The following is a 12,428-nucleotide window of genomic DNA, read 5'->3' on the forward strand; positions in this document are numbered from 1 at the left end:
TTACGTACAGCGTACGTAGTGAGATATGGTCGCGGCATGGCTACTACGTACGCTGTACTTAGTGAAGGTCTGGAGAAGCGCTTCGGCGCCGTGCACGCCCTGCGGGGACTGGATCTGGCCGTGGCCGAGGGCACGGTCTGCGGGCTGCTCGGGCCGAACGGGGCCGGCAAGACGACGGCCGTACGGCTGCTGACCACGCTGCTGCGGCCGGACGCCGGCTCGGCTCGGGTCGCCGGGCACGATCTCGTCCGGGAGGCGGACGCCGTGCGCCGCCGCATCGGCGTGACCGGGCAGTACGCCTCGGTCGACGGCGACCTCACCGGCCGGGAGAACCTCCGGCTGTTCGCCCGGCTGCACCGGGTGCGCGAGCCGGCCGCACGGGCGGACGAGCTGCTGGAGCGCTTCGGGCTGACCGAGGCCGCCGGCCGCAAGGCGTCGGCCTACTCCGGCGGCATGCGGCGCCGGCTGGACCTCGCGGCGAGTCTGGTCCGCCGCCCCGACGTGCTCTTCCTCGACGAACCGACCACCGGACTCGACCCGGCCAGCCGCGCCCGCGTCCGGCAGGCGGTGCGCGACCTGAAGGCGGACGGTACGACCGTGCTGCTGACCACCCAGTACCTGGAGGAGGCGGACCAGCTCGCCGACGACATCGCCCTGGTGGACCGGGGCCGGGTCGCGCACACCGGCTCGCCCGCCGAACTCAAGGCGCTCATCGGGTCCTACGCGGAGGCCGTGGTCGCGGACGGCGACGCCCTGCCGAAGGCCGCAGCCGTGCTGGACCGGCTCACGGGCCGCGAGCCGGCGTTCGACCGTGAGCGCAACGCCGTCGGCGCCGTCACCACCGACTCCACCCTGACCCTGCCCCGCCTGGTGCGCGAACTCGACGCGGCGGGCGTGCCGTTGCTCGATGTGAGCCTGCGCCCGCCCACCCTCGACGACGTCTTCCTCCGGCTCACCGGAGAGCCGACGCAGACCAAGGAGCTTGCCGCATGAGCGCGCTTGCGTTGACGCACGACGGACTGGCGATGACCGGCCGGCAGCTGCGCCGGGTCCGCAACAACCCGGGCCTGGCGATCCTCACCCAGATGATGCCGATCAACATGCTGCTGTTCTTCGGCTATGTGTTCGGCAGCGCGCTGGCCATGCCCGGGCGCGAGTACCGGTCGTTCCTGGTGCCGGGGCTGCTGGTCGCGACGGCGGCAGGCGGGCTGATGACCGGCATGTTCCAGGCCGCCGCGGACACCCACCGGGGCGTGATGGACCGGTTCCGCACGATGCCGGTGAGCCGGGCCGCCGTACCGCTCGGGCAGGCGGCCGCGGACCTCCTCGTGACCGGTATCGGGACCGTGCCGCTGCTGCTGGTCGGGCTCGCGGTGGGCTGGCGGATCGAGGGGTCCGCGCTCGACGCGGCCGGTGCGGTGGGTCTGCTGCTGCTCTTCCGGTTCGCCTGCACCTGCGCCGGTGTCTTCCTCGGGCTGCTCACCCGCAGCGAGGACGCGGCCGGGCAGCTCGGGGCCTCCTCCTTCGTGCTGCCGCTGCTGTCCAACGCCTACATCCCCACCGACAACCTGCCGGGCTGGCTGCGCGCCCTCGCCGAGTGGAACCCGATCAGCGCGGTGACGACCGCCCTGCGGGACCTGTTCGGCAACGCGACGGTCCCGCCGGACTCCGCCTGGCCGGTGGCCCACCCGGTCGCCGGGTCGCTGGCCTGGAGCCTGGTGCTGACCGCGGTGTTCCTGCCGCTCGCCGTACGGCGGTACGCACACGCGGAGCGCTGAGGGGCCGCCGCCGCGCTACTGACAAAGCCGCCGGTCACGGGCCATGATCCGGTCATGGAACAGCCCACGGATCAGCAGCCCCTGCCCCTGGACGGCATCACCGTCGTCGCCGTCGAACAAGCCGTGTCCGCGCCCTTCGCCACCCGGCAGCTCGCCGACCTGGGCGCCCGGGTCATCAAGGTGGAGCGGGTCGACGGCGGCGACTTCGCGCGCGGGTACGACACGGCGGCCCGCGGTCTCGCCTCACACTTCGTGTGGTGCAACCGCGGCAAGGAGTCCCTCGCGCTGGACCTGAAGGACCCACGCGGCCTTGCGGCCGTACGGCGGCTGATCGCGGACGCGGACGTGTTCGTGCAGAACCTCGCCCACGGGGCGGCGGCCCGGCTCGGCCTCGACGCGGCCACTCTCTGTGCGGCGCACCCGCGGCTGATCGCCGTGGACATCTCCGGGTACGGCTCCTCGGGCCCGTACGCGGACAAGCGGGCGTACGACATGCTCGTGCAGTGCGAGGCGGGGCTCGTGTCGGTGACCGGGACGCCGGAGCAGCCGGTGAAGGCGGGCGTCCCGGCGGCGGACATCGCGGCGGCCATGTACGCGTTCTCGGGCGTCCTGGCGGCTCTCGTCCGGCGTGGCACGACCGGGCGGGGCGGGCCGGTGGAGGTGTCGATGCTGGAGGCGCTCGCCGAGTGGCTGGGGCATCCGCTGCACCATGCGATGCACGGAGGTGAGCCCCCGGCGCGCACGGGCCTGGCGCACGCCGTCATCGCGCCGTACGACGCCTATGCGACGGCGGACGGCGGGCGCGTGCTGCTGTCGGTGCAGAACGACCGGGAGTGGCGGCGGCTGGCCGAACAGGTCATAGGGAGCCCGGAATTGGCGATGGATCCGGCATACGCGACGAACGCATCACGCGTCGCGAACCGGGAGAAGACGGACGAGCTGGTGGCGCAGGCGCTCGGCGTGCTGGACGCCGACGAGGCGCTGGCCCGGCTGGAGAAGGCCGGCATCGCCTGCGCCCGGCTGCGTGATCTGCACGAACTGGCCGGGCATCCGCAGCTGGCGGCCCGGGAGCGGTGGCGTGAGGTGGGGTCGCCGGTCGGGCCGCTGAAAGCGCTGCTGCCTCCGATCACACTGCCGGGCGGGGACGAGGCGCGGATGGGTGATGTGCCCGCGCTCGGGCAGCACACCGAGGCGCTGCTGCGTGCCGTGGGGATGACGGACGACGAGATCGCAGCGATGCGCCGGGACGGTGTGGCGGCCTGAGCGCGCGGCACCCTCAATGCCGGTGGCCGCCGAACAGCGAACGGCGCAGTCGGCGCAGCGGGGCGAAGAGCGAGAGCCGCCTCACCCGGGCACCCCGGCCCGTACGCTCGTGCGTGGTGTCACGCGACGTCAGCTCGCGCATCAGGGACGTCGCCTCGACCGTCTCCCGCTGCGGTATGGCGGGACCCGCCAGCACCGACAGATGGCGGTCGAGGCGCGAACTCGTCGCGCTGCTCCCGCAGGTGATCGCAGGGACCCTGGCCCTGCTGCGCACTGTTATCTGCTCCATGTCACTCCCCACCCGTACGAGTCCACCCGGCCCGGGCAGAGTAACCCTATCGCCCCAGGGGGGCACGCGTGTATCGCGTCCACAGGATTCACCTTCCCCGCAAGGGTGTTGACCATCCCACTTTGACTACTCTCCGAATCCGACCGATTTCAGGGTGAGTTGGACAATGGGCTGGCCAGTGGGTTGCGCTGAGCCGCCGTCAGGCTCGACGGTTACGGCGAGTGACGTCGAGGACGTGTCGAGACCCTTCGCGACCAAGGGCGTGTCGCCCGCGAAGAGCCCGAGGGAGCGCGGCTGCGCGCGGGGGCGCATGAGCCAGAGCTGCCGGACGCGGCCGGCGGGCGGGCTGCCGTACCCGCTGAGGGTGACGACGGCCTCTCCCTCCGAGGCGGAAGCGATCACTCCGACAGCGCGGCCCCGGGCGTCCTTGCTGGTGATGGCGCGGGCGTCGGGCGCGGCCAGAACGTGGGCGATCTCACGTCCCCGGGCCCGCTCCGCGTCCAGCCGGTCCTGGGTGTGCCGGGCCTGCACGGCGAAGAGCGAGGCGACGACGAGGGCCGCCGCCGCGGTGGCCGTGGCGAACGGCACGAACAGGGGGCGCCTGCGGGGCGCACGGGTGCGTCCCGGCGGGGGCTGGGCGCCCCAGACGTGCGGCGGCAGCTGGGGCGTGCGCTCCCGGGCCGGGCCGTGCTCCTGCGGGGTGGACTGCACGGCTGCCAGGACCCGCTCGCGCAGCGCGGGCGGCGCGTGGGCCGCCGTGGACCAGGCGAGGCGCACCGCGTCCTCGGCCAGCTCCCGCACCTCGGCGGCGCAGCGGTCGCAGCCCTGCAGGTGTTTCTCGAACCGGCGCCGCTCGCCCGGTTCGAGGGCGTCGAGTGCGTAGGGCGCGGCGAGGGAGTGCAGGTCCTCACGGCGCAGCAGCTTGCCGAGGATGCTCATGCGGCGCCTCCCAGGCACTCGCGGAGCCGGGTGAGCCCGTCGCGCATCCGCGTCTTGACCGTGCCGAGCGGCAGCGAGAGCCGCTCGGCCACCTCACGGTAGGTGTAGCCGTCGTAGTAGGCGAGGGTCACGGACTGGCGTTGCAGGTCCGTGAGCCGCCGTAGACAGCGGCGCACCCATTCGCGTTCCAGCCCCGCCTCGACCTCCTCGGCGACCTGGTCGAAGGCGGGCTCCCCGGCCCGCAGGGCCTCCCGCTGCTCGCGTTCGCCGGCCGCGCGGGCGCTGCGCACCCGGTCGACGGCGCGGCGATGGGCGAGGGTGAGGATCCAGGACAGCGCGCTGCCCCGGCCGGGGTCGTACCGGGCGGCCGCGCGCCATGTCTCCAACAGCACCTCCTGGGCGACCTCCTCGGACTGGGCGGGGTCGCGCACCACCCGTCGTACCAGTCCGTACACCGGCCCGGACACCAGTGCGTACAGATCCTCGAACGCCCGCTGGTCGCCGCCCGCGACGAGTACCAGCAGCTCGTCCGCCCGCATGCGGGCCCCCTCTCCGTGGCCACAGCCGGCCCTACCGCGCAATCCACGCATCCGCACGACCGCACACCTCCCGCGGGAGATACGGATCGGCGGGCGGAAAACGCGGGTCGGGAGGTGCCCAAAAGTTTTTCCCCGGCCGACCAATCCGATCGGCGGGCCCGCTCCGAAGACCCGTCCGTCAAAGGCAAGTCGGCACTGAGGACGGACGGCATGACACCTCTCTTCTCCAGGGGGCCCTTCTCAAGGAGCGGCACGGGACGCGCGGGCCTGGCCGCGCTCCTTTGCGGTGCGCTGGCGGCCGGAGGGCTCGCGGCCGCCGGCGTCGCCGTGCTGGAACCCGGGGCGGCCTCCGCCTCCTCCCACCGCGAGGCCCCGCTGATCTCGGGGACCCCGCAGTACGACAACACCGACCTGTACGCGTTCGTCAGCCCGGACAAGCCCGACACGACGACCATCGTGGCGAACTGGATCCCGTTCGAGGAGCCCGCGGGCGGACCGAACTTCTATACGTTCGCCGACGACGCGCAGTACGACATCCACGTCGACAACAACGGTGACGCACAGGGCGAGTTGCTGTTCCGCTACACCTTCAAGACTCACACGAAGAACGGCAACACGTTCCTCTACAACACCGGTCCGGTCACCAGCCTGGCCGACCCCGACCTCAACATCACGCAGACGTACGACATCGATCTGATCCGGCTGAAGAACCAGCACGTGATGTCGGACACCAAGCTCGCGGACGACGTGCCGGTGGCGCCGTCGAACGTCGGCAAGGCGTCCATGCCGGACTACGCCAAACTGCGTGCGCAGGCCGTGTACAAGACGGCGGGCGGCGCCGCGACCTTCGCCGGGCAGGCGGACGACCCGTTCTTCGCGGACCTGCGCGTCTTCGACCTGCTGTACGGCGGCAACCTCAGCGAGGTCGGCCGGGACACCCTGAAGGGCTACAACGTCAACACCATCGCCCTGCAGGTGCCGAACGACCTGATCCGCGAGTCGGCCGGGCAGCCGGTCGTCGGTATCTGGTCCACCACCCAGCGCCGCAACGCCCAGGGCTACTACAGCCAGGTCTCCCGCCTGGGCAACCCGCTGGTCAACGAAGTCGTCAACCCGCAGAAGGACAAGGACAGGTTCAACGCCTCGCAGCCCTGGTACGACGCCCAGTTCCTGAAGAACGTCACCAACCCCGAACTGCCCAGGCTCATCGAGTCGATCTACAAGATCAAGGCGCCCGGTGAGCCGCGCAACGACCTGGTCGACGTCTTCCTGAAGGGCGTGAAGGGCCTCAACCAGCCGCCGAACGTGCGCCCCGCGGAGGAACTGCGCCTGAACACCTCCATCAAGCCGGCCATGCATCCCAAGCGACTCGGCGTCCTCGACGGCGACAACGCCGGTTTCCCCAACGGGCGCCGGCTCACGGACGACGTGATCGACGAGGCGTTGCAGGTCGTCGAGGGTGAACTGGTCGGCTCGAAGAACGACTTGGGCGACGCGGTGGACAAGAACGACAAGGGCTTCGAGAAGTACTTCCCGTACGTCGCCGAGCCCACCTCGGGTTCGCGTGGCCGGCTCGCCAAGGGCACGACGGCGGGAACGGACGTCCGCAGCCAGCTGGGCGACGCCCTGCAGCCGGCCGGGTCCTCCGGCGGCTCCGGTTCCGGCAGCACGGTGCTGATCGCCGCGTCGGCGGCCTCGGGCGCGGCCGGGATCCTGCTCCTCGGCACGGCCGTCGGCTGGTGGCGCCGGCGCATCCGGCGCCCGTACTGACCCCGCCCCACCCCAGACCGGCGCGGCCCGTACCTTCCCCTCCCCCACGACGGGCCGCGCCTTCCACACGACCGACGCACGCAGGAGACGGCATGGGCCCGCGCAGACAGGACGACGACATGGACGGGCGGAAGGGCGACGCCGGGCAGGAGGCGAGCGGTGGGCGTCAGGACAGCGCCGGGCCGTTGGTGAGCGCCGCCGACAGTGATGTGCCGGACGCTGCCGGCCCGGGCTGCTCCGAGGCCGACCGCGCGCAGGCCGGTTCCCGCGAGTCCCGGGACGCGGGCCGCCAGGGGCCTCCGCCCGGCGCCGACGGGTCCCCGGCCCCCGGGGCCGACCGGCGCGTGGCCGCCGTTCGGCGGTTCGCCGCGGCGGGACGGCGCTGGCGGCCCGCCCGACTCATCGGGTGCGCGGCCCTGTTGGCCATGGCGCTGACCGGCGGGGCCATCGCCCTCGGGGCCGATCGGGGGCCCGTCACCGTGCCGGCCGCCTCCACCGCCGTGGATCCCGGTGTGCTCGGCGGCAGCGACCTGGATGCGGGCATCACGGCGCTGCAGACGCATCTGCGGACCCAGCCCAAGGACTCCGGCAGCTGGGCCACGCTGGGCCTGGCCTACGTCGAGCAGGCGCGGACCAAGGGCGATCCCTCCCGGTACCCGCAGGCGGACAAGGCGCTGCGGCGGTCCCTCGCGCTGGTCCCGGACAACGACCAGGCGCTGGCCGGCCGCGCCGCCCTCGCCGCCGCCCGGCACGACTTCGAGCACGCCCTGACCTACGCGGAGAAGGCACTGCGGCAGAACCCGTACAGCGAGCGCGCGCTGTCCTCCCGTATCGACGCCCTGGTCGAACTCGGCCGGTACGCCGAGGCCTCGAAGGCCGCCGAGACCGCCGACGCACGCAAGCCGGGCGTGCCGGTCTTCACCCGGTACGCGTATGTGCGTGAGCTGCGGGGTGACGTGGCGACCGCACGCCGGGTCCTCGAACAGGCGCTGGCGGGCGCGACCTCCCCGGGTGACATCGCGTACGTGTCCGCCCAGCTCGGCCAACTCGCCTGGAGCCAGGGCGACTACAGGACGGCGCTCACCTGCTACGCCCACGCCCTCGCCGCCGACGACACCTACCTTCCGGCGCTGGAGGGCCGGGCGCGGGCGCAAGCGGCGAGCGGGGACCGCGCGGCGGCGATCAAGGGGATGGAGACCGTGGTGGCCCGGTATCCGCTGCCCGGTCCACTGGTCGAACTGGGCGAGCTGTACGAGGCGCGGGGCGCGGCCGGCGACCGGGCCAGGGCGCGGCGGCAGTACGCCCTCGTGGACGCGTGGATCGCGCTGGCCCGGGCCAACGGCGTCAACGCCGACCTCGACACCGCGCTGGCCGCCGCCGACCACGGCGACAGGGCGGCCGCCCTGCGCGCGGCCCGCGCCGAATGGGCCCGCCGGCACACCGTGCACACCGCGGACGCGCTGGCCTGGGCGCTGCATGTGAACGGCCGGGACGCCGAGGCCCTGCCGTACGCCCGCCGGGCCACCGCCACCGGTTACCGCAACGCCGCCTTCCTGTACCACCGCGGCACGATCGAGCTGGCCACCGGCCACCGCACGGCCGGCCGCGCCTGCCTCACCTCGGCCCTCCGCCTGAACCCCGGCTTCTCCCCGCTCGGCGCGGCCGAGGCCCGCAAAGCCCTGGAGGCCACGCAGTGAAGCTCCGCCTGCCCTTCCTGCTCCTCGCCGGGTGCGCGCTCGCGCTGCTGCCGGCCGGCCCGGCGAGCGCGCACCCGCTCGGGAACTTCACCGTCAACCGCTACGACGGCCTGGTCGCCGCCCCCGGCCTGCTCCGCGTCGACCACGTGGAGGACCTCGCCGAGATCCCGGCGACCCAGGCCGGGCCCGACCTCAGGCGGCTCGGCATGGGCGAGTGGGCCCGGCAGCGGTGTGCGCGGGCCGCCGAGGACAGCAGGCTCACGGTCGACGGCCGTACGGCCGCGCTGACCGCCGTCGGCGCCACGGCGCGGCTGCGCCCCGGTCAGGCCGGGCTGCACACTCTGCGCGTGGAGTGCCGGCTGACCGCCCCGCTCCCCCGCCGCGCCACCGTGGCCCTCGGCTTCCACAGCGCGGACGCCACCGGCGGCCCCGGCTGGCGGGAGATCACCGCGCGCGGCGACCGTATGACGCTGACCGCGACGGACGTGCCGAAGACATCCGTCTCGCACGAACTGACCACGTACCCGAAGGACTTGCTGTCCTCGCCGGCCGACACCACCGCCGCCTCCGTGCGCCTGCGCCCCGGCGGCCCGGCCCTCGCCGAGGAGCGGCGGACGGAACCGGGGGCCGCGATCCTGCCGCGGGGCGCCGACCGCTGGACCCGCGCGCTGGACGACCTCGTGGCCCGCCACGACCTCACTGTCGGCTTCGCCGCGCTCGCGCTGCTCGTCGCGGTCGTCCTGGGCGCGATGCACGCGCTCGCGCCGGGCCACGGCAAGACCCTGATGGCCGCCGCGGCGGCGGCCCGTGGGGGCCGGGCGAGGCTTCGGGACGTGCTGCCGCTGGCCGCCTCGGTCACCGTGACCCACACCCTCGGCGTGGTCGCCCTGGGCCTGCTCGTCACGGCCGGATCAGCCGCCACACCCTCGGTGATCGCCTGGCTGGGCATCGCGGGCGGGGCGCTGGTCCTGACGGCCGGCGCGGGCCTCGTACGGAGGGTGTGGACCGCCCGCCACCATCACCCCCCGCAGCATGTGGAGCACACCCATGGGGACCACTCCCCTGGGGAACACGCCCACAGCCACGGCCACTCCGGTCACACGCACACCCATGGAGGGCACACCCACACCCACGGCGGGCACACCCACACCCGCCCCACCGCCCCCACCCTCCGCGGCACCCTCCTGCTCGGCTTTGCCGGTGGGCTGGTGCCCAGCCCCTCCGCCGTGGTGGTCCTCGTCGGTGCCGCCGCGCTCGGAAAGGCCTGGTTCGGGCTGCTGCTCGTCGTGGCCTACGGCGCCGGGCTCGCGCTGACGCTCACCGCGGCCGGGTTCGCCGTGGTGCGGCTGGGTTCGGGGGTGAGCCGGGTGCTGGAGCGGCGTCCGCGCTGGACCGCCCACCCGGTGGCCGCGCTGGTGCGCCGCTCGGTGCCGCTCGCGTCCGCGCTGGTCGTCATGGCTCTGGGCGCCGGATTGGTGCTCAGGGGGGCCGCATCCGCGCTCGGCTGAGCTAACTTGGGATGAAATCACGCGACAGGGAGAAATCACACACCTTGCCTTGGGGGGCGCCCGTGTCCGAAGAGCCGGGCCGCGAACGTGTGATCGCGGGCCGCTACCGTCTGCTGTCCCCGCTCGGCGAGGGCGGCATGGGCACCGTGTGGCGCGCCCGGGACGAGGTGCTGCACCGCGAGGTGGCCGTCAAGGAGGTGCGGGCCCCGGCCGGGCTGCCGGCCTCCGACGTGGAGCGGATGTACGCGCGTCTGGAGCGCGAGGCGTGGGCGGCGGCCCGGGTCGCCAACCGCAATGTGGTCACGGTGTACGACGTGGCCATGGAGGGCGGCCGGCCGTGGATCGTGATGGAGCTGGTGCGCGGGCTGTCGCTCGCCGACCAGTTGGAGGCGGAGGGGCCGCTGTCACCGCAGCGGGCGGCGCACATCGGTGCCGAGGTGCTGTCCGCGCTGCGCGCCGCGCACGCCGCCGGGGTGCTGCACCGGGACGTGAAGCCGGCCAACGTACTGCTGGCCAACGACGGCCGGGTGGTGCTGACCGACTTCGGGATCGCCTCCGTCGAGGGCAGCTCGGCGCTGACCATGACCGGCGAGGTGATCGGCTCGCCCGAATTCCTGGCCCCGGAGCGGGCGTTGGGGCGGACGCCGGGTCCGGAGTCGGACCTGTGGTCGCTGGGGGTGCTGCTGTACGCGGCGGTGGAGGGCGTCTCGCCGTTCCGGTACGACACCCCCATCAGCACCCTGCGCGCCGTGGTGGACGAGGAGTTGCCGCCGGCGCACCGGGCCGGCCCGCTCGCCCCGGTCATCGAGGGGCTGCTGCGCAAGGACCCCGCCGAGCGGCCGGCCGCCGAGCGGGCGGAGCACGAGTTGCGGATCGTCGCTGCCGGCGGTGCCCCCTCCGGCGGAGGTACGCCCCGCGCGGCCACGCTGCCGGTGCCGCCGTACACCGCTCCGACGGTCGCGGCCCCGCACCGACAGTCCTCCCCCACCCCGCCCCTGCCCGGCACCACGGCACCCACGACGTCCACGGCGTCCGACGAGCCGCGGCGCGACCGGCGGGCGGGCGCGGTGCTGGTGGCGGGCCTGCTCCTGGTCGCGCTGGCGCTGGCGGGACTGACGTACGCGCTGCTGAACCGTGAGAACGGCGGTGGCGAGCAGAACGCGGGCGGCGGCACTGGGACCAGCGGCGCTGTGCGGACGCCGAGCACGCACGGCACCACGCACTCGGGCACGACCTCGCCGCCGTCGGCGAGCGGCAGCACCTCGGCGAGCACCCAGCCGGCGCAGTCCGTGCAGGTCACCGTGGTCGGCGCGAACACGACGTACTCCGGAAGCTGTCCGCCGCCGGACGCGCAGACGCCCTCGTTCACGGCGACGTTCACGGTGGGACGGCTGCCCGCGCAGGTGGAGTACCGGTGGGTGACGACCCGCGGATCGGTGTCCGACCCGGGATGGCACACGCTGTCGTTCCCCGACGGCGGCGGGAGGACCCGGCAGGTGCGGGTGACCCTGACGGTGTACCGGGGCGGCGGGACGACCGAGGACCGGATCAGTGTGAAGGTGCGCGCCCCCGTGCAGACCACGTCGAACGCGGTCCCGTTCTCGGTGAGTTGCACGACCGCCACGGCGACGGAGACCCCGTCGGGCGGGGCCTCCGCTTCGGCGTCGGGCTCGCCGGAGAGTTCACCCTGAGGGGCGAGCCCGTTCGGGTCACGCGTTGTTCGTGAAGACCGGCAGATAGCCGCCGGAGTGGCCGGCCGCGGTGGGGTGGTACGACTCGCCGATGTCGAGCCAGTTGACGCTGTGCAGCCAGGAGTTGCCGGAGCAGATCTCGTGGGTGGAGAACGCGGAGCGGACGTCGCCGAGGACGAAGCCGTGGGCCTGGGCGCGCTTCTGGATGGCGGCGTCCATGTAGTCGGCCGCGCTGTTGATGGCGGACCGCTTGGTGTCGGAGAGCCCGAGGCAGGTCTGGCCGAGCAGGTAGAAGCGGGGGTAGCTGAGCACGACCACCCGGGCGCCCGGGGCCTTGGCGCTGATCGCGTTGTAGACGGTGTCGAGCTTGCCGGGGAGCGTGGAGTCGACGTATGCCTCGGCGGTGGCGATCCTGGACAGGCAGGCGCTGTCGGACTGGATCACACAGGTCGTCATGACGTCGGAGAATCCGGCGTCGTTGCCGCCGATGGTGATGGACACCAGTGAGGTGGAGGAGTTCAGGGAGCCGAGCTGGTTCGCCATCACGTCGTCCGTCGTGGCGCCCGAGCAGGCGTTGAAGGCGAACGAGGACGGGCTGTGGGCGGCGTTCCACAGGTACGGGTATGCCTTGGTGCTGCGGTCGCAGGAACCGCTGGAGCTGATGTAGCTGCCCGCGCCGACTCCGGAGGAGTAGGAGTCGCCGAGAGCCACGTAGCCACCGGTGGCGGCGGTCGCGTGGCCGGCTCCCGTGAGACCGAGGCCGGCGGCGAGGAGGAGCGAAGTAACGAATCCGGTAAGTCGGGAACGTCTCATGGAACCTCCTTTAGCAGGATCTCTGCCACAACTGTCGTAGCAACTACGCGTGTTGACGGGAAGTGTCCATGCCAAGACTTTTTCCGGCCTCAACAGGATCAACGCGAGACGTTGACCGCTCATCTGGTGCGCATGTATGCG

Annotated in this window: 11 protein-coding genes; 7 read left to right on the forward strand and 4 right to left on the reverse strand. The window is 73.2% G+C overall.

Going from position 1 to position 12,428, the window contains the following annotated elements:
• Positions 1-36: 36 nt before the first annotated feature.
• Genes ACIBJF_RS01950 through ACIBJF_RS01960 form a run of 3 tightly spaced genes read left to right on the forward strand, consistent with a single transcriptional unit; the run spans position 37 to position 3,041 of the window.
• Positions 37-993 carry an ATP-binding cassette domain-containing protein gene (locus ACIBJF_RS01950; RefSeq protein ID WP_399171692.1) on the forward strand — a complete coding sequence of 319 codons (957 nt, stop codon included), beginning with the start codon at positions 37-39 and terminating at the stop codon, positions 991-993.
• Positions 990-1,778 (forward strand): ABC transporter permease, encoded by a 789-nt coding sequence (locus ACIBJF_RS01955; RefSeq protein ID WP_399171694.1) that lies wholly within the window; start codon positions 990-992, stop codon positions 1,776-1,778. Before ACIBJF_RS01950 ends, ACIBJF_RS01955 begins: the two co-directional genes overlap by 4 nt.
• A 54-nt stretch (positions 1,779-1,832) precedes the next feature.
• Positions 1,833-3,041 (forward strand): CaiB/BaiF CoA transferase family protein, encoded by a 1,209-nt coding sequence (locus ACIBJF_RS01960; RefSeq protein ID WP_399171695.1) that lies wholly within the window; start codon positions 1,833-1,835, stop codon positions 3,039-3,041.
• A 13-nt stretch (positions 3,042-3,054) separates the two neighbouring features.
• Here the strand turns inward: ACIBJF_RS01960 and ACIBJF_RS01965 are convergent, their stop codons facing one another.
• The 3 genes from ACIBJF_RS01965 to ACIBJF_RS01975 all read right to left on the reverse strand — a co-directional run bounded on the left by ACIBJF_RS01965 (position 3,055) and on the right by ACIBJF_RS01975 (position 4,808).
• Positions 3,055-3,330 carry a hypothetical protein gene (locus ACIBJF_RS01965; RefSeq protein WP_399171696.1) on the reverse strand — a complete coding sequence of 92 codons (276 nt, stop codon included), beginning with the start codon at positions 3,328-3,330 and terminating at the stop codon, positions 3,055-3,057.
• A 126-nt stretch (positions 3,331-3,456) separates the two neighbouring features.
• Positions 3,457-4,269, reverse strand: a complete 813-nt coding sequence (locus ACIBJF_RS01970; RefSeq protein WP_399171699.1) for an anti-sigma factor domain-containing protein — start codon at positions 4,267-4,269, stop codon at positions 3,457-3,459.
• Positions 4,266-4,808 (reverse strand): sigma-70 family RNA polymerase sigma factor, encoded by a 543-nt coding sequence (locus ACIBJF_RS01975; protein WP_399171700.1) that lies wholly within the window; start codon positions 4,806-4,808, stop codon positions 4,266-4,268. The genes ACIBJF_RS01970 and ACIBJF_RS01975 overlap by 4 nt, the downstream gene beginning before the upstream one ends.
• Positions 4,809-5,018: 210 nt before the next feature.
• Here ACIBJF_RS01975 and ACIBJF_RS01980 point away from each other — a divergent pair, with 210 nt between their 5' ends.
• From ACIBJF_RS01980 to ACIBJF_RS01995, 4 genes are all read left to right on the forward strand, one after another.
• On the forward strand, positions 5,019-6,578 hold the full coding sequence (locus tag ACIBJF_RS01980) for a DUF4331 domain-containing protein (protein WP_399171701.1): 1,560 nt from the start codon (positions 5,019-5,021) through the stop codon (positions 6,576-6,578).
• A 92-nt stretch (positions 6,579-6,670) separates the two neighbouring features.
• Entirely contained in the window at positions 6,671-8,275 is a 1,605-nt protein-coding gene (locus tag ACIBJF_RS01985; RefSeq protein WP_399171702.1) for a hypothetical protein, read from the forward strand.
• Positions 8,272-9,783: a sulfite exporter TauE/SafE family protein gene (locus ACIBJF_RS01990; protein ID WP_399171703.1), complete on the forward strand. Its 1,512-nt coding sequence runs from the start codon at positions 8,272-8,274 to the stop codon at positions 9,781-9,783. The genes ACIBJF_RS01985 and ACIBJF_RS01990 overlap by 4 nt, the downstream gene beginning before the upstream one ends.
• Positions 9,784-9,845: 62 nt before the next feature.
• Positions 9,846-11,474 carry a serine/threonine-protein kinase gene (locus tag ACIBJF_RS01995; protein WP_399171704.1) on the forward strand — a complete coding sequence of 543 codons (1,629 nt, stop codon included), beginning with the start codon at positions 9,846-9,848 and terminating at the stop codon, positions 11,472-11,474.
• Positions 11,475-11,492: 18 nt separating this feature from the next.
• Here ACIBJF_RS01995 and ACIBJF_RS02000 read toward each other — a convergent pair whose 3' ends face one another.
• Positions 11,493-12,287, reverse strand: a complete 795-nt coding sequence (locus ACIBJF_RS02000) for an SGNH/GDSL hydrolase family protein (protein WP_399171705.1) — start codon at positions 12,285-12,287, stop codon at positions 11,493-11,495.
• Positions 12,288-12,428 lie beyond the last annotated feature (141 nt).

The organism is Streptomyces sp. NPDC050743, assembly GCF_044456925.1.
In the GTDB taxonomy this organism is placed as follows: domain Bacteria; phylum Actinomycetota; class Actinomycetes; order Streptomycetales; family Streptomycetaceae; genus Streptomyces.

Bases quoted from the DNA above. Each gene is read 5' to 3' on its own strand.
- ACIBJF_RS01950 (WP_399171692.1), top strand. From the start codon at position 37: ATGGCTACTACGTACGCTGTACTTAGTGAAGGTCTGGAGAAGCGCTTC.
- ACIBJF_RS01955 (WP_399171694.1), top strand. From the start codon at position 990: ATGAGCGCGCTTGCGTTGACGCACGACGGACTGGCGATGACCGGCCGG.
- ACIBJF_RS01960 (WP_399171695.1), top strand. From the start codon at position 1,833: ATGGAACAGCCCACGGATCAGCAGCCCCTGCCCCTGGACGGCATCACC.
- ACIBJF_RS01965 (WP_399171696.1), bottom strand. From the start codon at position 3,330: ATGGAGCAGATAACAGTGCGCAGCAGGGCCAGGGTCCCTGCGATCACC.
- ACIBJF_RS01970 (WP_399171699.1), bottom strand. From the start codon at position 4,269: ATGAGCATCCTCGGCAAGCTGCTGCGCCGTGAGGACCTGCACTCCCTC.
- ACIBJF_RS01975 (WP_399171700.1), bottom strand. From the start codon at position 4,808: ATGCGGGCGGACGAGCTGCTGGTACTCGTCGCGGGCGGCGACCAGCGG.
- ACIBJF_RS01980 (WP_399171701.1), top strand. From the start codon at position 5,019: ATGACACCTCTCTTCTCCAGGGGGCCCTTCTCAAGGAGCGGCACGGGA.
- ACIBJF_RS01985 (WP_399171702.1), top strand. From the start codon at position 6,671: ATGGGCCCGCGCAGACAGGACGACGACATGGACGGGCGGAAGGGCGAC.
- ACIBJF_RS02000 (WP_399171705.1), bottom strand. From the start codon at position 12,287: ATGAGACGTTCCCGACTTACCGGATTCGTTACTTCGCTCCTCCTCGCC.